Origin of the sequence: Streptomyces sp. NPDC059008 (assembly GCF_042749045.1) — a bacterium.
Classification (GTDB): domain Bacteria; phylum Actinomycetota; class Actinomycetes; order Streptomycetales; family Streptomycetaceae; genus Streptomyces.
In genome coordinates this window covers 55,285-71,802 of record NZ_JBHYJC010000024.1, presented here as the reverse complement: position 1 = coordinate 71,802, position 16,518 = coordinate 55,285, and the positions used below count along the sequence as shown (strand labels likewise).

Sequence of the window (16,518 nt, the reverse complement as noted above, 5' to 3'; positions counted from 1 at the left end):
GCCCGCGGGTCACAGCTCCCCGTACGCCTCCCCGCCGAGCTCCAGCCGCGCCGTCCCGGCCGTCGTGTCCGCGAGCCAGGCGCGGAAGGCGTCCAGGTCGGCCTCCGGGAGCCCGACCTCGATGCGCACCTCCGCTCCGTACGTCACCTCGCGTACCGCCCGTCCCGTCGTCCGCAGGTCGTTCTCGACGCGGCCCGCCCGTTGGTGGTCGACGGTGACGGTCACCAGCCGGAAGCGCTGCCGGGTGACCGTGCCCAGCGCGTCCAGCGCCTCGCCGACGACGCCGCCGTAGGCACGGATCAGGCCGCCGGCACCGAGCTTGACGCCGCCGAAGTAGCGGGTGACGACGGCGACGACGTAGCGCACCTCGCGGCGCACCAGCATCTGCAGCATCGGCACACCCGCGGTGCCGCCCGGCTCGCCGTCGTCACTGGCCTTCTGGACGCCGCCGTCGGCGCCGAGGACGTAGGCGAAGCAGTGGTGGCGGGCGGTCGGATGCTCCTTGCGGATGCGCGCGATGAAGTCCTGCGCCTCGGCCTCGGTCGCGACGGGCGCGAGCGCGCAGAGGAAGCGGGACTTGCTGATCTCGATCTCGTGGACACCCTCGCGCGCGAGCGTGCGGTACTGCTCCTGCATCCGACCAGCCTATGCGGCCGCACCGACAGGCCGACGCCGGCCCGCGCCGCGCTGGGCTGTCCGCCGAACGGGCGCGGGTGCCCGCCGTACGGGCGCGGTCCACACGGCCAGGCGGCGTACCCGCACCGTCCGCACGGTGCGTCGGGGCGACGTCGGCGCCGCCCGTGGGCACTGTGAGGCCAGTGCGAGAGCCTCGTGTTTCCGGGGCCCCGCTCGTAGACCAGGCAACGGCGGGTTGGCGGAGGGCTGCATGGAAGAGAGCACAGAGTCGGAGACGACGGCGGGCGTCGCCGTGACGGGCGAGGAGATGCCCGAGCCCCCGCCGGAGGTCGTCGAGGCGGCACGCAACGCGCCCGACCACTGGCTGGCCATGGTGGATCTGACCTGGCAGGGCGAGGGGCAGCCGCCCCTGTGGGCCTTGATCGGTCAGTGGCGGTCCGGCCCGACGGGCGAGATCGAGGAGTGGCGGGACAATCCGGACTACCGCCCGTCGCCGCAGATGCTGGACTGGCCGGAGCCGACCGACCCGGTCGACCACGCGCTGCAGCTGGCCGCGACCGGCTACGGTCCCGGGCACGAGGTCTCCGAGGCGCTGGCGCACGCGGAGGTCGCGGTCCTGGTCACCGCGACCGGCACCCCGCTGGCCGCCGCCTCCCCCGAAGGAACCCCGGTCATCCCCGTCTACACCTCGGAGAGCTACGTCGAGTCCGTGGGCCGGCTGCTGTACGACCGGCGCCCGGTGAGCGAGCTGGTCGAGCAGCTGCCGCCGGGGCATGCGCTGTACCTCAACCCGACCGGGCCGGTGAGCATGCTGGTGGACACCGAGGAGCTGCGCACGACGCTGGCCGGGGCGCAGGAGGCACCGGACGAGGCCCAGGACGCGGCCGGCGCCGGGGCGCTGCGCCCGGGCACCGGAGCCGGCGGGGCCGAGCCGGTGGGCGGCGGCCGCGCGATCGGCAAGCCGGCCCGCGCCGCCAACGGCAGCACCGTCGTCGGGGCCGGACTGGCCGGCAGCGGAGTGGCCCACGGGGCGAACTGACCCGCCGGCCCATCGAGCCCGCCCCGCCCGCCTTCCCCTTCGGGCGGGGCGCCTGCCGTACGGGAATCTTCCGGCGACACCGGCCGTTGATGCGCACAGGACCCTTCCCTTCGCAGGAGGCAGTGCGTGTACGGCGATCCCCGAACCATCCGCAGGATCCTCAACGAGCTCGGTGACACCTGGGCGGTGGTGGGCCTGTCCGGCAACGAGCGGCGTGCGGCCCACGGCGTCGCGGCGGCGCTGCAGCGCTTCGGCAAGCGGATCGTGCCGGTGCACCCCAAGGCCGAGACGGTGCACGGCGAGCCGGGCTACCCCTCGCTCGACGCGATCCCCTTCCCGGTCGACGTGGTCGATGTCTTCGTCAACAGCGAGCTGGCGGGCGGCGTCGCCGACCAGGCCGTCGCGGTGGGGGCGAAGGCCGTGTGGTTCCAGCTCGGCGTGGTCGACGAGGCGGCCTGGGACCGCGTGCGCGACGCCGGTCTCGACATGGTGATGGACCGTTGTCCGGCGATCGAGATACCGCGTCTGGGCTGAGCGGCGGGTGCGTTAGCGTCCGTGCATGATCACGATACGGACCGCCGTTCCCCAGGACGCCGCCGAGCTCGTCCGGCTGCGCCGGCTGATGTTCCGCGCGATGAACGGGCGGGACGAACCGGGGAGTTGGGAGCGGGACGCGGAGGCGGCGGCGCGTCGGATGCTGGCCGGCCCGGATCCGCGGCTGGGCGCGTTCGTGGTGGCGGGTGACGAGTCCGGCGCACCGCATCTGGCCGCCTGCGCGGTCGGGACGGTCGAGGAGCGGCTGCCGGCGCCGGGCCATCCGTCGGGCCGCTTCGGCTTCGTCTTCAACGTCTGCACCGACCCCCGCTACCAAGGCCGCGGCTATGCGCGCGCCACGACCGAGGCGCTGCTCGACTGGTTCGCCGCACAGGGCGTGAGCCGGGTCGATCTGCACGCCACCGACGGCGCCGAACCGCTCTACCGCAGCCTGGGTTTCACCGAGCACTCCACGCCGCTCTCGCTGGATCTGCGCTCCCGCGCGTCCGCCCGCTAGCGGGCCGGGCACCCGACGGACCCAGGACCGACCCGGGCGGCGGAACGAGCCAGGCCCAGGGCCTTTCCGACCCTGACCCACCGGACAGGCCCTAGGCGACCCCGAGCCCCTCCAGGACGACGGCGCCGGGGAGTTCGGCCAGCGCCTTGCCGGGGACGATGAGCTTGCCGCGGCGACTGCCGCTGCCGATCAGCGCGTAGGGGATATCGGCGACGGCGGCGTCCACGAGCAGCGACCACCCGGCCGGCAGCCCGATCGGGGTGATACCGCCGTACTCCATCCCGCTGTCGCCGACCGCCTGCTCCATCGGCGCGAACGACGCCTTGCGGGCTCCGAGCTGACGGCGCACCACCCCGTTGACGTCGACGCGGGTGTGCGAGAGGACGACACAGGCCGCCAGGGTGCTCTCGCCGCCGCGCTTGCCGGCCACCACCACACAGTTCGCCGACTGCTCCAGCAGCCAGGGACCGTGGTGCGCGACGAGGGTGGCGGTGTCCGCGATGGCCGGGTCGGTGTCGACGTAGCGCAGTTCCTGGACCGGTACGGATCCGCTCCAGGTGCGGATCGCGGCGGCCACGGGCCCGGTCAGCAGGTCCAGGCACTCGGCGGCGGGCCGGACATCGTCGAAAGCATCCATCGGCGCAGGCATATCCGCCAAGTTAACAGCCCCGCCCGGCCGTCGGCGGACCGTCTCAGCGGGCGAGCGGAATGATCACGGACATGGTCATCTCGACCGGCTCGCCGCCGTCGTTGCGGTAGCCGTGCGCGACCTTGGCCTCGAAGGTCGCCGAGGCGCCGGCCGGGACCTCGTGCGCCACGTCGTCCACGACCAGCGTCAGCGTCCCGGCCCGGACGTGGATCAGCTCGACGGTGCCGGGCGGATGGGGGTCGGAGGCGCTGCTGTCGCCGGGCATCAGCCGCCAGTCCCACAGCTCGAACGGCCCCGGCGCCTCACCGCCCACCAGGAGCCTGGTGTAGCTGCCGGCCTCGGTGGACCACATGCGGACCGCCTCGTCCGAGGGCACGATGCGTACCTGCGGTCCCTGCTCGTAGTCGAGAAGCGTGGTGATGCTGACGCCCAGCGCGTCGGCGATCTTGACGGTGGTCCCCACGCTCGGGTTCGTCCGGGCCTGCTCGATCTGGATGATCATGCCTCGGCTGACCCCGGCGCGGGCGGCCAGCGCATCGAGGGTGAAGCCGCGCTCGGCGCGCCAGTGCTTGAGGTTGCGGGCGAGCGACTGCGTGAGCTGGTCGAGATCCGTCACGGTCCGTCCACGTCGTAGGCCAATATATTCAATACCGCAGTTCAATCTGTTGCACTACGGTGTGGTGTACTCGATCGTCCGGTTCACTGTACTGCGAGGTTTCACCATGACTGCGGTCTTCGCCCTGGCCACCAGCCTCCTGTGGGGGCTCGCCGACTTCGGCGGCGGACTGCTCACCCGACGCTTCCAGGCGCTGACCGTGGTGGTGGTCTCGCAGACCCTCGCGGCCCTGGTGCTGGGCGCCATCGTGGTGGCCACCGGCGGCTGGCGGGAGGCCGGACCGCAGCTGTGGTTCGCGGTCGGCGCGGGCGTCGTCGGGCCGGCGGCGATGCTCTGCTTCTACCGCGCCCTGGCGCTCGGCCCGATGGGCGTGGTCTCCCCGCTCGCCGCGCTCGGCACGGTCCTGGTACCGCTCGGCGTCGGCATCGTGGCGGGCGAGCGGCCGGGCCTGCTGCAGGCCACCGGCATGGTGGTCGCCGTGGTCGGCGTCCTGCTGGCGGGCGGTCCCCGGATCAGCGGCGCGTCGGTGGCCCGCCAGACGGTCGTGCTGACGCTGGTCTCGGCACTCGGATTCGGCGCGGTGATGGCGCTGATCGCGGAGGCGTCCACCACCGTCACCGGGCTGTTCCTGGCGCTGTTCGTCCAGCGGGTGTGCAACATCGCCGTCGGCGGCGCCGCGCTGTACGCGTCGGTGCGGCGCGGCACCCCGGCGCTGCCCGAGGGCGGCCTGCCGGCCCTGCGCGGCTCGCTGCCGATGCTCGCCTTCGTCGGCATAGCCGATGTCGCCGCCAACGGCACCTACGCCATCGCCGCCCAGAACGGCCCGGTGACCATGGCCGCGGTCCTCGCCTCGCTCTACCCCGTCGTCACCGCGCTCGCCGCGCTCGGCGTCCTCAAGGAGCGGATGCGGGCGATCCAGACCGCGGGCGCCTCCCTCGCGGTGGTCGGCTCGCTGCTGCTCGCCTCCGGAGGCTGACGGCGGCTCAGGAGGCCCCTGGGGTCTGTCCCGCCCAGTCGGACAGGCCCTATGCCTCCCCCGCCGCCGCCTCCTGCCACGCTTCGAGCGCGAGCAGGTCCTGCGGAGTGACACCCTCGGGGATCGGCACCGGCGTGGGCGTACGCAGCGGCGGCTGCCAGCCCTGCCGCGGGTCCCAGCGGCGCACGATCCTGGCGGGCGCACCGGCGACCACCGCGTGGTCGGGGACCTCGCCGCGCACCACGGCCCCGGCCGCGACCACCACGTTCCGGCCCAGCCGCGCGCCGGGCAGGATCACCGCCCCGGTGCCGATCCAGCCGCCGGGGCCGATGGTGACCGGGTCGCTGCGCGGCCACTGCTTGCCGACCGGCATCTCGGGATCGTCGTAACTGTGGTTGGTGGTGGTGACATAGACACCGGGGCCGAAGAAGCAGTCGTCGCCGATCGTCAGCCGGACATCGGCGATCACATGGCTGCCGCGGCCCAGCACCACTCCGTTCCCCAGCGTGAGGATCGGCTCCGGGCCGAGGTCGAGGTCCGGCATCATGCCGGCCGTCAGCGTCACGTCCTGGGCGATGATGCAGTAGTCGCCGATCTCGATCCACGGATCGCCGAAGACCGTGCCCTGCGGAAAGGCGAGCCGGGTTCCGGGGCCGATCCGGCGGAAGCGGTACGGGCCCGGACGCTCGGCCGTGACGGCCGCGGCCTCTCTCACCCAGCGCGCACCGCGATGGACCGCACGCGACACGGCCCGGCGCCGCCAGGCCGCGACGGATGAGAACACGTTCTGGTTTATCGGCACCCGCACACCGTAATCGGCTCCTCGGGCGACCACCCGCACGCCGGGCTGTGATCTTCGCCCCACCGGCTGCCGCACCCGCCCGGCGGTGCGGCCGTCGTCTACGGTGCTGGTGGCGCGGCCCAGAAGCGGCAAAGGAGATCCAGTGATGGCGGAACGGGCGTTGATTTCTCAGGTGGGCGGCAAGGAGCCGAGCATCGATCAGGCGGCGTTCACCGCCCCTACGTCCGTGGTGCTCGGCGAGGTCACGCTGGCCGCGGGCGCCAGCATCTGGTACCACGCGGTGCTGCGGGCCGACTGCGGCCCGATCGTGCTCGGCGCCGACAGCAACATCCAGGACAACTGCACCGTGCATGTCGACCCCGGCTTCCCGGTGACCGTCGGCGAACGGGTCTCCGTCGGACACAACGCGGTGCTGCACGGCTGCACCGTCGAGGACGACGTGCTGATCGGCATGGGCGCCACGGTGCTCAACGGCGCCCACATCGGCGCGGGCTCGCTGATCGCCGCGCAGGCACTGGTCCCCCAGGCCATGCGGGTACCGCCCGGGTCCCTGGTCGCCGGGGTGCCCGCGAAGGTCAAGCGGGAGCTGACCGACGAGGAGCGCGAGCTGATCAAGGTCAACGCCGCGATGTATCTGGAGCTGGCGGCGCAGCACCGGGACGCGATCGGGAGCGGCCAGGACGGCAGTTGAGCCGGGGCACGTGGGTGCCGACGAGGCGCCGCACCGGCGGCGGAGGCCTCGTCACACCGACGGCACCGGTCCCTGCATCTGCTCGCTGATCCAGTGCAGCGACTCGGCCATGCGCTGCATGTAGGTCTGCGCGCTGTGCACACCGTCCGGTATTTCGAAGAGCGTGGAGTGGACCGGCCCGCCGGTGTAGTCCCTGACGAAGGCCTTCACATCGGGCACCGCGGCCTCCAGGCTGCCCAGCTCGAACGCCAGGTACACCGGCGGGCCCTGGCGCTCGGCCAGCCGCCGGGCCAGATGCCGCGGGTCGTTGGCGCGCATCTCGGCCGGGTGGCCCCGCCACAGCGGCGAATCCGGCGCCGTGTCCGGGCCGTTGACGATGGCCGCCTTGAACTTCTCCGGCTGTCTGAGCACGGCCTTCAGCGCGGCGAAGCCACCGGACGAGGACCCCATGAAGGCCCAGCCGTCACGGCCTTCGTACGTACGGAAGTTGGCCCGCGCGAAGTCCGGTACGTCCTCGGTCAGCCAGGTGCCCATCTTCGGCTGCCCCGGGATGTCGCTGCCGTCGTAGTACTTCTTGGCGGGATTGAGCACCGGCATCACCACGATGAACGGCAGCGTCTTGCCCTGCTGCGACCACTGCGCGATCCGCTCCTGCAGCGCGAACGACGCCCCGGCCCAGTAGTTGGACGGATAGCCGTAGGCACCGGGCAGCGCGATCAGCACCGGGAAGCCGCTCCTGGCGTACCGCGCCTGGTGGTACTGCGGCGGCACCCAGGCCCATATGTCGCCGGTGAAGCCGGACTTGCTGCCGTGCCACCGGGTCCGCACCACCTGGGTGCCGTCGTCACCGGTCGTACGGAACGGGGCGAACGAGGAGCGCGGACCACGGGGCGGTACCACCCGCGGCTTGCCGTTGTCCGCGTCCGCGGGCTGCGCCCTGAGCCGCGGCACGCCCGACGCGTCGACGGTGTCCATGCCGGTGCCGCATCCGGCCAGCAGCCCCAGGGCCACCGCACTCACCGCGGCACCCCACCGCAGGCACTTCATCGGGACGTTCTCCTCGGATCCTTGGGCCGGTGCCGCGGGCGGCCACGGTGCCACCGCCATACCGGTCGAAAGACACCACTCTAAGGACGTCCCGAGCGCGCTCGACGCCGACCCCGGCCTTGTGACCTGCGGGTCCGCCCTCCGGCCGACGCGAAGACGGCCGTCGCGTCAAGCCCACCGGCCGGGTTTTCCCTCGTTCGATGCGGCCTCCGCCTGTTTACCGGTAGGCCGGTTCTGGCATGGTTGGTTCCCCAATCGGAAGGGCGCGGCGCTGTGCCGCGGTTGGGGATGACCGATGACCGCGTGGGCCGATCGTGGGCCGCTGCCCGACGTAGTGGGGCGGACCGTTGAGCACGAGCAGGTGTCCGGCCTGCTGCGCAGCGCTCCGCTGGTGACACTCACCGGAGCCGCCGGGGTGGGCAAGAGCGTCCTGGCCCGTGCCGTCCTGGAGGAGCACACCGCCCGGCAGGGCGGCACGGTGATCCGGGTCGCCTGCTGGGACGGCCTGACCGAGGGCGGTCTGACCGACGCGCTGCTGCGGGCGGCCGGGCTGCCGGACGTCGCCCGCCGGCACACCGCACGGGCACTGGCCCGGCGGAGCGCGCATCCGTGCGTCGGCAGGCCGGCACGTGGACCGGTGGGCGGCGGGGACTCCACCGCGGACGATCCCTCAGCGGCCGGGGAGGGCATCGCGGCGCTCACCGCGCACTGCCGGCGGCATCGCGCGACCGTGCTGCTGGACGACTGCGACCCGATGCTCGGCGAGTGCGCGCAGCTCGTACGGCGGTTGCTGCGGGCCGAACCGGACCTGCGCATCGTGGCGACCGCACGGCGCGCGCTGGGGCTCGCCGAGGAGCGGGTGGTCGGGCTCACGACGCTGCCGGTGACGCTGGGCGAGGGGATCGCCGGGCCGGCCGTCGAGCTGCTGGCCGCGCGGTCCGGGCCCGCCGCCCCGGAGCTGCTGGTCGCGGTCTGCCAGGCGCTGGAGGGCTCGCCGCTGGCGATCGCGCTGGCCGCGCACCAGCTGGACCGGCTGTCGTTGCCGCAGCTCGCGGCCCAGGTGGGCGCGGAGGGCGCGCTGTTCTATTCGGGGCCGGCGGTGAGCGTGCGGCACACCTCGCTCTACGCCGCGCACGCCGCGGGCTACGCCCTCTGCTCGCCCGTCGACCGCCGGGTCTGGGCGAGGCTCTCGGTGCTGCCCGGCGACTTCGATCCCTGGCTCGCCGGCTGCGTCTGCACCAGCAGTGACGTTCCTGCAGGCGCGGTCGACGGCGCGCTGGAGCGGCTCCGTACCGCCTCGGTCATCGAACGCGTCGGGGATGCCGGCGGCCCCCGGCACGGCACCGAGGCCACCCTGCCACCCCGCTACCGGCTCCCGCGCGCCGCCCGCGACTTCGGGCGGACGCAGCTGCGCGAGGCGGGCGAGGAGGCCGCGGCGCTGCGCCGGTTCCGGCAGGCCTGTGCGGCGCTCGCGGCCGAGGCTCAGATCGCCTGGCAGGGCCCGAACCAGCAGGTCGCGGTGCGGCTGGTGGAGGACGAACAGCACAACCTCGACGCCGCGCTGACCCACCCGCCGCAGGACGCCGACGATGCGCTCGGCGCGCTGGAGATCGCGGTCTCGCTGTGGTTCCACTGGGCGGCCTGCGGCTTCCGCCAGGAGGGGCGGGCGCACCTGGACCGGCTGCTGCTGCTCTCCCGGGACGACACCGCGCTGCGGGCCCGGGCGCTGTGGCTGGCCGGCTATCTGGCGGCGCAGGAGAACGCGCTCGGCACCGCGGAGCGGCTGCTCGACCAGGCGTGGACGGCGGCGGTGATGCATGCCGACGACGACGGGCTGGCCCGGATCGCGCATGCGCACGGTGTGGTGGCCCTGTACCGCGAGGACACCGGTGCGGCCGTGGCCGCTCTGGAGGAGGCCACCGGGCACCGCTCCCGGGATCCGTGGTTCGGACCGGGTCCGGCGCACAGCTGGGCGCTGCTGGCTATCACGCTCGCGCCGATCGACGCGGACGGGGCGAGGGCGGCGGCCCGCAGCGCCTGGGCGGGCCGGCACTCCGACGGGGACTACTGGCTGTACTCGACGGTCCTGTACGCCGAGGCCGTGACCGAGCGGGCCCACGGTGAGCCGGCGGCGGCCCTGCGGGCCTGCCGCAAGGCGCTGGCGGCCAAGAAGGTCATCGGCGACCCGCTGTTCATCGAGGGGGCGCGCAATCTGCTGGCCGGTCTGCGGCGCGCGGTACGCGGCGGCGCCCCGGTGCCGGACCTCGACAAGGACGCTCCCTGGTGGCAGCGCGGCCGCGGCGGCGCCTCCAGGGGACAGCCGTTCTTCTCCCGGCTCCGGGCGGGGTCCTGATCAGCGACGGCGGACGTACCCGGAGCGGGCGGACGGCGCCGAGACGGGCTTACGGCGCGGCCCCGGGCCGTGAACACGCCGGGTGACGCATCGACCGCGCTCGGGATGCGGGAGCAAGAGGGCGGTCGCATCCTGGGGCCATGAAGCGTGCCCCCGTCGTCGTGCATCCGCCGTGCACCGGCGGCCGCCGTGTCACGCTCCACGGACAGGATCTGGGCCGGGCGCTGCGCCCCGGTGACGTGGCCGCGATCCTGCGCCGGGCCGGTTTCTGCACCACGAAGTTCGTCTGGGACGACACCGGCGTCTTCGAGTGGCGGGACGGCGGGCCGGACGTCTGGCAGATGCCGTGACCGGCCGGACGTGCGGCTCCGGGCCCGATCAGTCGACCGTCGCGGCGACCGGGGCCTCGGTGGCCTCTCGCGCGGCGGCCGCCTTCTTCGCCCGGTGCTTCATCAGGAGGAACGAGCCGATGCCGAACAGCACGGCGGCGACCAGCCCCCACGTCGAGAAGCGCTTGAGCCACGGCTCGGCGACGATGCCCACGCTGTAGATCAGCGCGGTGGTACCGCCGGCCCAGACGATGCCGCCGAGGACGTTGGCGATCAGGAACTTCCAGTACGGCATCTTCAGCACGCCGGCGAGCGGACCGGCGAAGATGCGCAGCAGCGCGATGAAGCGGCCGAAGAACACGGCCCACATGCCCCACTTGTCGAACTTCGACTCGGCCAGGGCCACATGGTCGGGGCCGAAGTGCTTGGGGAACTTCCGCCCGGCCCACTGCAGCAGGGGCTGACCGCCCTTGCGGCCGATCAGATAGCCGATGGAGTCACCGACGATCGCACCGACGGACGCGCAGGTGCCCAGGACGAACGGATCGATGTGGTCCTGGGTCGCGGCCAGGATCGCCGCACTGACCAGGACGATCTCGCCCGGCAGCGGAATGCCCAGGCTCTCCAGGCCGATGACCACCCCCACCAGGAGGTAGACGCTCACGGCCGGTACGGTCTCGAGCCACTCCTGGATGTGCAAAGCCGATTCCTCCGCTGGTGTAGGGCCCCCGTGGGCCGTCGCCCCGGCCGTCCGTGACGCCGGCGCCGGTCGTTCCCCTGACACGCCGCAGCGCGCCCGGGAAGCGTACTCGATCGCACCGACCGAGAGCCGAATTCACGTGCGGTACGCGACATACGGCTTCTCGGCGGAACGATTCAGATCCCGACGGCCCCAGGGTGGCCCACCCAGCGGCTCACTTGTTGGGGCGCAGGGTCCACACGATGCTCATCTCGCCGGTGACCGCGCCGTCCTCACGCGTGATGGCGATGTTCACGGGGAATTCGGGGCGCCCACCGGCGTCCAGCTCGGCGACCACCTCGGCCACCGGCCGGCCCAGCTCCGCGGTGGCGGTGACCGGTCCCATGGCGAGCTTCTTGTAGCCGATCTCGGCGCGCACGGCCAGCGGCACCGCGCGACCGAGCTGGTCACCGAAGGCCGTCATCACGATGGCGCCGCTCGCGGACTCGGCGAGGGTGAACATCGCGCCGGCGTGCGGACCGCCGACGTGGTTGTGGAAGTCGGACTGGTCGGGCATGCGGACCACGGCGCGCTCGGCGGTGGTCTCGGTGAACTCCAGGTTCAGGGTGCGGACCATCGGCACGGATGCCGCCATCATTTCGCCGATCGACGGCAGGGTCTCAGAGGACATGGGGCGATGTTACCTAGCGGTAGCTTAGCTGTGAAGGGCCGGGCCTGACGGGGCAGCGCGGACGCCCGCAGCCGCCGGGCCACGGCGCCGCACCGGCCGCCCACCCCGCCGCCTATCGTTGACGCCCATGCGGTCAGGACAACAGCACACCGGCGACGACAGGGCGGCGGGCAACGGGCGAAAGCGCCTCGGCCCGGCCCGCCCGAGCTGGGCGGGGCGCAACTTCCTGCTGCTCACGGGCGCCACGGTGCTCTCCGGCCTCGGCGGCTCCGGCGCGCTGATCGCGACCGCTTTCGCCGTCCTCGCCACCGGCGGCTCCGCCACCGACGTCGGTCTGGTCGCCGCCGCCCGCACGATCCCGCTGGTCCTGTTCCTGCTCATCGGCGGCGCGGTCGCCGACCGGCTCCCCCGACACCACGTCATGGTCGCCGCGAACGTCCTCAGCTGCGCCTCCCAGGGCCTGTTCGCCGTACTGGTCCTGGCCGGGGAGCCGCGGCTCTGGCAGATGGCGGTGCTGGCGGCGCTCGGCGGCACGGGGCAGGCGTTCTTCGCCCCGGCCTCCGAGGGGATGGTGCTCGCCAGCGTCTCCGGGCCGCAGGCGGGGCGCGCCTTCGCCGTGTTCCGGATGGGCATGAACGGCGCGAACATCGGTGGCGCGGCGCTGGGCGGCGCGCTGGTCGCCGCGGTCGGCCCCGGCTGGGTGCTGGCCGTGGACGCGGTCGCCTTCGCCCTCGCGGGGACGTTGCGGGCGTTCCTCGACGTCAGCGAGGTCCCCGAGCGCGCGCCGGGCGGCGGAATGCTGCGCGATCTGCGGGACGGCTGGCGCGAGGTCGCCTCCCGGCCCTGGCTGTGGGCGGTGGTGGTCCAGTTCTCCATCGTCAACGCGGTGGTGTCGGCGGCCGAGGCGGTCTACGGGCCCCTGGTCGCCGAGCAGCAGCTGGGCGGCCCCGGCCCGTGGGGGCTGGCGCTGGCCGCCTTCGGCGCCGGCACGGCGGGCGGCGCGCTGCTGATGACCCGCCTCAGACCGCGCCGCATGCTGCTGACCGGAACCCTGTGCGTCTTCCCGCTGGCGCTGCCGTCCGCCGCGCTCGCCGTACCTCTGCCGGCCGCCGGACTCACCGTGCTGATGTTCGGCACCGGCATCGCCGTCGAGGTCTTCGCCGTGACGTGGATGACGGCCCTGCACCAGGAGATACCCGAGGAGAAGTTCTCCCGGGTCTCCTCCTACGACTGGCTCGGCTCCCTGGCCATGGTCCCGGTGGCCACCGCCCTGGCCGGTCCCGTACAGGACCTCATCGGCCGGACGACCGCCCTGTGGGGCTGCTCGGCCCTGATCGCCCTGCTGACCGCGGCGGTCCTGTGCGTCCCGGATGTCCGCCGTCTGACCCGGCGGGAGCCCGCGACCAGCACCGTAGTGCCCACCCCGCCCCTCGGGGACCACCCGGGAGACGCGCCGTCCAGTGGCTCGCTCCCCGCTTCGGCCGGCCCGGCCGGGCCCTGAGACGGCCGGCCCGCCCCCGCCGTCCACCTCGTTCGGACGGCTCTCCCGTCAGCCCACGCTGAACGCGCCGTCGGGCGGCACCGGAGAGGCCACCGCATCGACGTCCCGTACGGGTGCCGCGTCCGCGATCAGCCGCCGCAGCGCCGCGCCGTGCTCGACCCGCGCCGGGAACGCGTCGGCGGCCGCCCGCCGGGTCAGCGCGGCGATCGGGAGTTCGGCGTGCGAGGCGAGCAGCACGGCGTTGCCGAAGCGTCGGCCGCGCAGCACCGAGGGCTCGGCGATCAGCGCGAGGTGCTCGAAGAACGTGGCGAAATTGGCGAGTTGGCCGCGCAGAAAGGCGAAGGGCGCGCTGTCCGCGAGGTTCGCCGCGTAGCAGCCGTCCGGGCGCAGCACGCGGGCGGCGGCCTGCGCGTACTCGACCGAGGTGAGCTGGGCCGGCACCCGTGAGCCGCCGAAGACATCGGCCACGATCACATCGGCGCCGGCGGTCGGCGCCGCCTCCAGCGCGGTGCGGGCATCCTGCGGATGCACCGTGATGCCGCAGGCGTCGGGCAGCGGCAGGTGCTCGGCCACCAGGGCGAGCAGCCCACGGTCGGCCTCGACGACGTCCTGCCGGGACCGCGGGCGGGTGGCGGCCAGATAGCGCGGCAGGGTCAGCGCCCCGCCTCCCAGGTGCAGCGCGTCGAGCGGCTCCCCCGGGGCGGCCACCTCGTCCAGGACGTGGGCCAGGCGGCGCACGTACTCGAATTCCAGATGCGTGGGCGCGTCGAGGTCGACGTACGACTGGGGTGCGCCGTCCACCGTGAGCAGCCAGGCGCGGGGGCGGTCGACATCGGGCAGCAGCTTGGCGGTGCCGCAGTCGACGGGCCGGGTGACCGGTATGGGCTCCGGTGCCTCGGGTACGGGCTCGGGCGCCGCGGCTGTCGGTTCGGGCGCGTCGGGCGCCGGCTCCGCCACGGCGGGTGTCGGCTCGGGGGGTTGTTCCACCGTCCCATTGTGCCGGTGGCGCCGTTGGGCGGGTGGACAGGTGGGCGGGCGGGACGGCTGGTGGGTGGGGCGGCGGGTGGGCGCGATCAGTCCGTGCCCGACCAGACCCGGTGGATCTCGGCGACATGGGCCGCCGACTGCCGGTGTCCGGCGCGCGCCGCGGCCGCTCGCTTGGCGGGATCGAGCACATTGCGCCCGAACGCCGACCGGGACGCGCGGTCGGGGGTGATCACGCACACCCGGGCGCCCTGTCGCGCCAGCCGCTCGCCCTGTGCCCGGGGGCCGGTGATCGGCCCACCGCTGACCGCCATCGGCGCGACGACCACCACACGGGAGTACCCGGCGGCCAGATCCGCGTTGGCGCTGGAGTGCACCCCGCCGTCGATCCACCGCGTGCCGTCGATCGTCACCGGCGGATAGACGCCGGGGACCGCGCAGCTCGCGCCCACCGCGTCGAGCAACGACACACCGCTGGTGTCGTCGAAGGCGGTCCGCCGCCCCGTCGCCGCGTCCACCGCCGTGATCATCAGCCGCCGGGCCGGCCAGTCGGCCAGCCCGCCCAGGGTCCGGGCGATCGCCGCGCGCTGCTCCGCCTCCGGGGCCGTACGGGCCGCGAGCGCCAGCTTGCCCATCCGGGCGCCGAAGGAGACCGTGTCCCGGGAGCGCACCGCGATGGCCGCGAACCGGGCCAGCGCGGCGGGCCCCATGCGGGCGGCGGACCCGTCCCGGGGCCGGGCGAGCTGGTGCGCGTACAGCTCCTCCAGGGTGCGCTGCTCCGCGGTGAGGTGGGCGGCGACGATCGATCCGGCGGAGGTTCCGATGACGACATCGGCGTCGGTGAGGTCGATACCCGCGGCCGCGAGACCGGCGAGCACGCCGACCTCCCAGCCGATCCCGGTGAGCCCGCCACCGCCCAGGACCAGCGCCGTACCCGCCATCAGGGGTCCTTCCCTCGTCGAGCCATGGCCGCTCCGACCGGTGCGACCGCCGCGCGTCCTGCCTGCGACGCGCCCGCCGGTCGTTCGTCCGCGGCCCTTCGTCCGCCGGCCCGTGCCGGGCGAGCAGTGTCGCACTCCTGGCGGCCGTACGACAGCGCACGACCGCGCCCCGAGCACACGACCGCGCCCCGCACCTGCACAAGGCACGGGGCGCGGCCGCATGTCATGCGGTGCTCACTCCTCCACGGTGCGCACCGTGCCGGCGCCGACCGTCCGGCCGCCCTCGCGGATGGCGAAGCCGAGGCCGGCCTCCAGCGGCACGTCCCGGCCCAGCTCGACCGACACCGTCACCGTCTCGCCGGGGCGGGCGATGCCCCGCTCACCGAGGTCGAGGTCGCCGACCACGTCCGCGGTACGGATGTAGAACTGCGGGCGGTAGCCGGTGGACACCGGTGTCCGGCGGCCGCCCTCCTCGGTGGAGAGCACATACACCTCGGCGGTGAAACGGCGCCGCGGTGTGACGCTGCCGGGTGCGGCGACCACATGCCCGCGGCGCACCTGGTCCCGGTGCAGACCGCGCAGCAGCAGCGCGACGTTGTCCCCGGCCTGCGCGGACTCCATGGGCTTGCCGAACGTCTCGATCCCGGTGACGGTCGTCTCGGCGTCCGCGCCGAGCACCGCCACCCGGTCGCCGATCCGCACGCTGCCGCGCTCGACGGCACCGGTGACCACGGTGCCGCGCCCGGTGATGGTCAGCACGTTCTCCACCGGCAGCAGGAACGGCGCGTCGACATGGCGTCCGGGCATCGGGACATAGGTGTCCACCGCGTCGAGCAGCGCCTCGATCGCCTCCGTCCAGCGCGGGTCGCCCTCCAGGGCGCGCAGCCCCGAGACCCGTACGACCGGTACGTGCTCCCCGTCGTAGCCGTGCGCGCTCAGCAACTCGCGCACCTCCAGCTCGACCAGGTCGGTGAGCTCCGGGTCGCCGGCGTCGGCCTTGTTGAGGGCGACGACGACATGCCGTACGCCCACTTGCTTGGCGAGCAGCACATGCTCGGCGGTCTGCGGCATGATCCCGTCGAGCGCGGAGACCACGAGGATCGCGCCGTCGAGCTGGGCCGCGCCGGTGACCATGTTCTTGATGAAGTCGGCGTGGCCGGGCATGTCGACATGGGCGTAGTGCCGGGTGTCGGTCTCGTACTCGACGTGCGAGATGTTGATGGTGATACCGCGGGCGGCCTCCTCCGGGGCCCGGTCGATCCGGTCGAACGGCACGAAGGTGCCGCTGCCCCGGTCGCTGAGGACTTTGGTGATGGCCGCGGTCAGGGTGGTCTTGCCGTGGTCGACGTGGCCCATGGTGCCGATGTTCAGATGCGGCTTGGTGCGTACGTATGCCGTCTTGGGCATGGTGTTCTTCCTCGCAACGATGCGGTGAGAACGGCGCGTTGGCGCCGTGGGGACCCCTGGGCCGGGCCGACCCTCCCCCTGCGGGGTCCGCCGGACGATCCGGAGAGGGTCAGCTTCGTGCGCCGT

Annotated in this window: 18 protein-coding genes; 8 read left to right on the top strand and 10 right to left on the bottom strand. The window is 73.7% G+C overall.

What is annotated here, in order from left to right:
• Positions 1-9 precede the first annotated feature (9 nt).
• Positions 10-636, bottom strand: a complete 627-nt coding sequence (locus ACFWZH_RS25760) for a YigZ family protein (protein WP_384435702.1) — start codon at positions 634-636, stop codon at positions 10-12.
• A 250-nt stretch (positions 637-886) separates the two neighbouring features.
• Between ACFWZH_RS25760 and ACFWZH_RS25755 the strand changes: the two genes are divergently transcribed.
• The 3 genes from ACFWZH_RS25755 to ACFWZH_RS25745 all read left to right on the top strand — a co-directional run bounded on the left by ACFWZH_RS25755 (position 887) and on the right by ACFWZH_RS25745 (position 2,726).
• The gene (locus ACFWZH_RS25755; protein WP_384435699.1) at positions 887-1,675 is read left to right on the top strand and encodes a type VII secretion system-associated protein; all 789 of its coding nucleotides are present in this window, start codon (positions 887-889) and stop codon (positions 1,673-1,675) included.
• A gap of 126 nt (positions 1,676-1,801) precedes the next feature.
• Positions 1,802-2,209 (top strand): CoA-binding protein, encoded by a 408-nt coding sequence (locus tag ACFWZH_RS25750; protein ID WP_384435696.1) that lies wholly within the window; start codon positions 1,802-1,804, stop codon positions 2,207-2,209.
• Positions 2,210-2,234: 25 nt separating this feature from the next.
• Positions 2,235-2,726, top strand: a complete 492-nt coding sequence (locus ACFWZH_RS25745) for a GNAT family N-acetyltransferase (protein WP_384435693.1) — start codon at positions 2,235-2,237, stop codon at positions 2,724-2,726.
• Between the two features lie 91 nt (positions 2,727-2,817).
• On the opposite strand, the gene ACFWZH_RS25740 is transcribed toward ACFWZH_RS25745, so the two are convergent.
• Both ACFWZH_RS25740 and ACFWZH_RS25735 read right to left on the bottom strand, forming a co-directional pair.
• Positions 2,818-3,363, bottom strand: coding sequence for a YbaK/EbsC family protein (locus tag ACFWZH_RS25740; RefSeq protein WP_384435690.1), 546 nt, complete (start codon positions 3,361-3,363; stop codon positions 2,818-2,820).
• Positions 3,364-3,418: 55 nt separating this feature from the next.
• Entirely contained in the window at positions 3,419-3,991 is a 573-nt protein-coding gene (locus ACFWZH_RS25735; protein ID WP_384435687.1) for a helix-turn-helix domain-containing protein, read from the bottom strand.
• A 106-nt stretch (positions 3,992-4,097) separates the two neighbouring features.
• Between ACFWZH_RS25735 and ACFWZH_RS25730 the strand changes: the two genes are divergently transcribed.
• Positions 4,098-4,967, top strand: coding sequence for an EamA family transporter (locus ACFWZH_RS25730; protein ID WP_384435684.1), 870 nt, complete (start codon positions 4,098-4,100; stop codon positions 4,965-4,967).
• A 49-nt stretch (positions 4,968-5,016) separates the two neighbouring features.
• Here ACFWZH_RS25730 and ACFWZH_RS25725 read toward each other — a convergent pair whose 3' ends face one another.
• Entirely contained in the window at positions 5,017-5,775 is a 759-nt protein-coding gene (locus tag ACFWZH_RS25725; protein WP_384435682.1) for an acyltransferase, read from the bottom strand.
• A 139-nt stretch (positions 5,776-5,914) separates the two neighbouring features.
• Between ACFWZH_RS25725 and ACFWZH_RS25720 the strand changes: the two genes are divergently transcribed.
• Positions 5,915-6,460, top strand: coding sequence for a gamma carbonic anhydrase family protein (locus ACFWZH_RS25720; RefSeq protein ID WP_384435679.1), 546 nt, complete (start codon positions 5,915-5,917; stop codon positions 6,458-6,460).
• A gap of 51 nt (positions 6,461-6,511) precedes the next feature.
• Here the strand turns inward: ACFWZH_RS25720 and ACFWZH_RS25715 are convergent, their stop codons facing one another.
• The gene (locus ACFWZH_RS25715) at positions 6,512-7,507 is read right to left on the bottom strand and encodes an alpha/beta hydrolase (RefSeq protein WP_384435676.1); all 996 of its coding nucleotides are present in this window, start codon (positions 7,505-7,507) and stop codon (positions 6,512-6,514) included.
• 295 nt (positions 7,508-7,802) lie between these two features.
• Between ACFWZH_RS25715 and ACFWZH_RS25710 the strand changes: the two genes are divergently transcribed.
• The gene (locus ACFWZH_RS25710; RefSeq protein WP_384435673.1) at positions 7,803-9,860 is read left to right on the top strand and encodes an ATP-binding protein; all 2,058 of its coding nucleotides are present in this window, start codon (positions 7,803-7,805) and stop codon (positions 9,858-9,860) included.
• 140 nt (positions 9,861-10,000) lie between these two features.
• Positions 10,001-10,210 carry a hypothetical protein gene (locus ACFWZH_RS25705; RefSeq protein WP_384435671.1) on the top strand — a complete coding sequence of 70 codons (210 nt, stop codon included), beginning with the start codon at positions 10,001-10,003 and terminating at the stop codon, positions 10,208-10,210.
• A gap of 28 nt (positions 10,211-10,238) precedes the next feature.
• Here the strand turns inward: ACFWZH_RS25705 and ACFWZH_RS25700 are convergent, their stop codons facing one another.
• Both ACFWZH_RS25700 and ACFWZH_RS25695 read right to left on the bottom strand, forming a co-directional pair.
• Positions 10,239-10,889 (bottom strand): DedA family protein, encoded by a 651-nt coding sequence (locus tag ACFWZH_RS25700; protein WP_384435668.1) that lies wholly within the window; start codon positions 10,887-10,889, stop codon positions 10,239-10,241.
• A gap of 214 nt (positions 10,890-11,103) precedes the next feature.
• The gene (locus tag ACFWZH_RS25695) at positions 11,104-11,559 is read right to left on the bottom strand and encodes a DUF4442 domain-containing protein (RefSeq protein WP_128503783.1); all 456 of its coding nucleotides are present in this window, start codon (positions 11,557-11,559) and stop codon (positions 11,104-11,106) included.
• A gap of 127 nt (positions 11,560-11,686) precedes the next feature.
• On the opposite strand from ACFWZH_RS25695, the gene ACFWZH_RS25690 reads away from it, so the two are divergent.
• Complete coding sequence (locus ACFWZH_RS25690) at positions 11,687-13,060, top strand: MFS transporter (RefSeq protein WP_384435665.1); 1,374 nt, start codon at positions 11,687-11,689, stop codon at positions 13,058-13,060.
• Positions 13,061-13,108: 48 nt separating this feature from the next.
• Here ACFWZH_RS25690 and ACFWZH_RS25685 read toward each other — a convergent pair whose 3' ends face one another.
• The 3 genes from ACFWZH_RS25685 to tuf all read right to left on the bottom strand — a co-directional run bounded on the left by ACFWZH_RS25685 (position 13,109) and on the right by tuf (position 16,392).
• Positions 13,109-13,942, bottom strand: a complete 834-nt coding sequence (locus ACFWZH_RS25685) for a spermidine synthase (RefSeq protein WP_384435786.1) — start codon at positions 13,940-13,942, stop codon at positions 13,109-13,111.
• Positions 13,943-14,133: 191 nt separating this feature from the next.
• On the bottom strand, positions 14,134-14,985 hold the full coding sequence (locus tag ACFWZH_RS25680) for a patatin-like phospholipase family protein (RefSeq protein WP_384435662.1): 852 nt from the start codon (positions 14,983-14,985) through the stop codon (positions 14,134-14,136).
• Positions 14,986-15,219: 234 nt separating this feature from the next.
• Positions 15,220-16,392 (bottom strand): elongation factor Tu, encoded by a 1,173-nt coding sequence (gene tuf / locus ACFWZH_RS25675; protein ID WP_384435659.1) that lies wholly within the window; start codon positions 16,390-16,392, stop codon positions 15,220-15,222.
• Positions 16,393-16,518 lie beyond the last annotated feature (126 nt).

What these genes read in the sequence shown, in the direction of transcription:
- ACFWZH_RS25760 (WP_384435702.1), bottom strand. Translation starts at nt 636, where the DNA reads ATGCAGGAGCAGTACCGCACGCTCGCGCGCGAGGGTGTCCACGAGATC.
- ACFWZH_RS25755 (WP_384435699.1), top strand. Translation starts at nt 887, where the DNA reads ATGGAAGAGAGCACAGAGTCGGAGACGACGGCGGGCGTCGCCGTGACG.
- ACFWZH_RS25745 (WP_384435693.1), top strand. Translation starts at nt 2,235, where the DNA reads ATGATCACGATACGGACCGCCGTTCCCCAGGACGCCGCCGAGCTCGTC.
- ACFWZH_RS25740 (WP_384435690.1), bottom strand. Translation starts at nt 3,363, where the DNA reads ATGGATGCTTTCGACGATGTCCGGCCCGCCGCCGAGTGCCTGGACCTG.
- ACFWZH_RS25730 (WP_384435684.1), top strand. Translation starts at nt 4,098, where the DNA reads ATGACTGCGGTCTTCGCCCTGGCCACCAGCCTCCTGTGGGGGCTCGCC.
- ACFWZH_RS25720 (WP_384435679.1), top strand. Translation starts at nt 5,915, where the DNA reads ATGGCGGAACGGGCGTTGATTTCTCAGGTGGGCGGCAAGGAGCCGAGC.
- ACFWZH_RS25715 (WP_384435676.1), bottom strand. Translation starts at nt 7,507, where the DNA reads ATGAAGTGCCTGCGGTGGGGTGCCGCGGTGAGTGCGGTGGCCCTGGGG.
- ACFWZH_RS25710 (WP_384435673.1), top strand. Translation starts at nt 7,803, where the DNA reads ATGACCGCGTGGGCCGATCGTGGGCCGCTGCCCGACGTAGTGGGGCGG.
- ACFWZH_RS25705 (WP_384435671.1), top strand. Translation starts at nt 10,001, where the DNA reads ATGAAGCGTGCCCCCGTCGTCGTGCATCCGCCGTGCACCGGCGGCCGC.
- ACFWZH_RS25695 (WP_128503783.1), bottom strand. Translation starts at nt 11,559, where the DNA reads ATGTCCTCTGAGACCCTGCCGTCGATCGGCGAAATGATGGCGGCATCC.
- ACFWZH_RS25690 (WP_384435665.1), top strand. Translation starts at nt 11,687, where the DNA reads ATGCGGTCAGGACAACAGCACACCGGCGACGACAGGGCGGCGGGCAAC.
- ACFWZH_RS25680 (WP_384435662.1), bottom strand. Translation starts at nt 14,985, where the DNA reads ATGGCGGGTACGGCGCTGGTCCTGGGCGGTGGCGGGCTCACCGGGATC.
- tuf (WP_384435659.1), bottom strand. Translation starts at nt 16,392, where the DNA reads ATGCCCAAGACGGCATACGTACGCACCAAGCCGCATCTGAACATCGGC.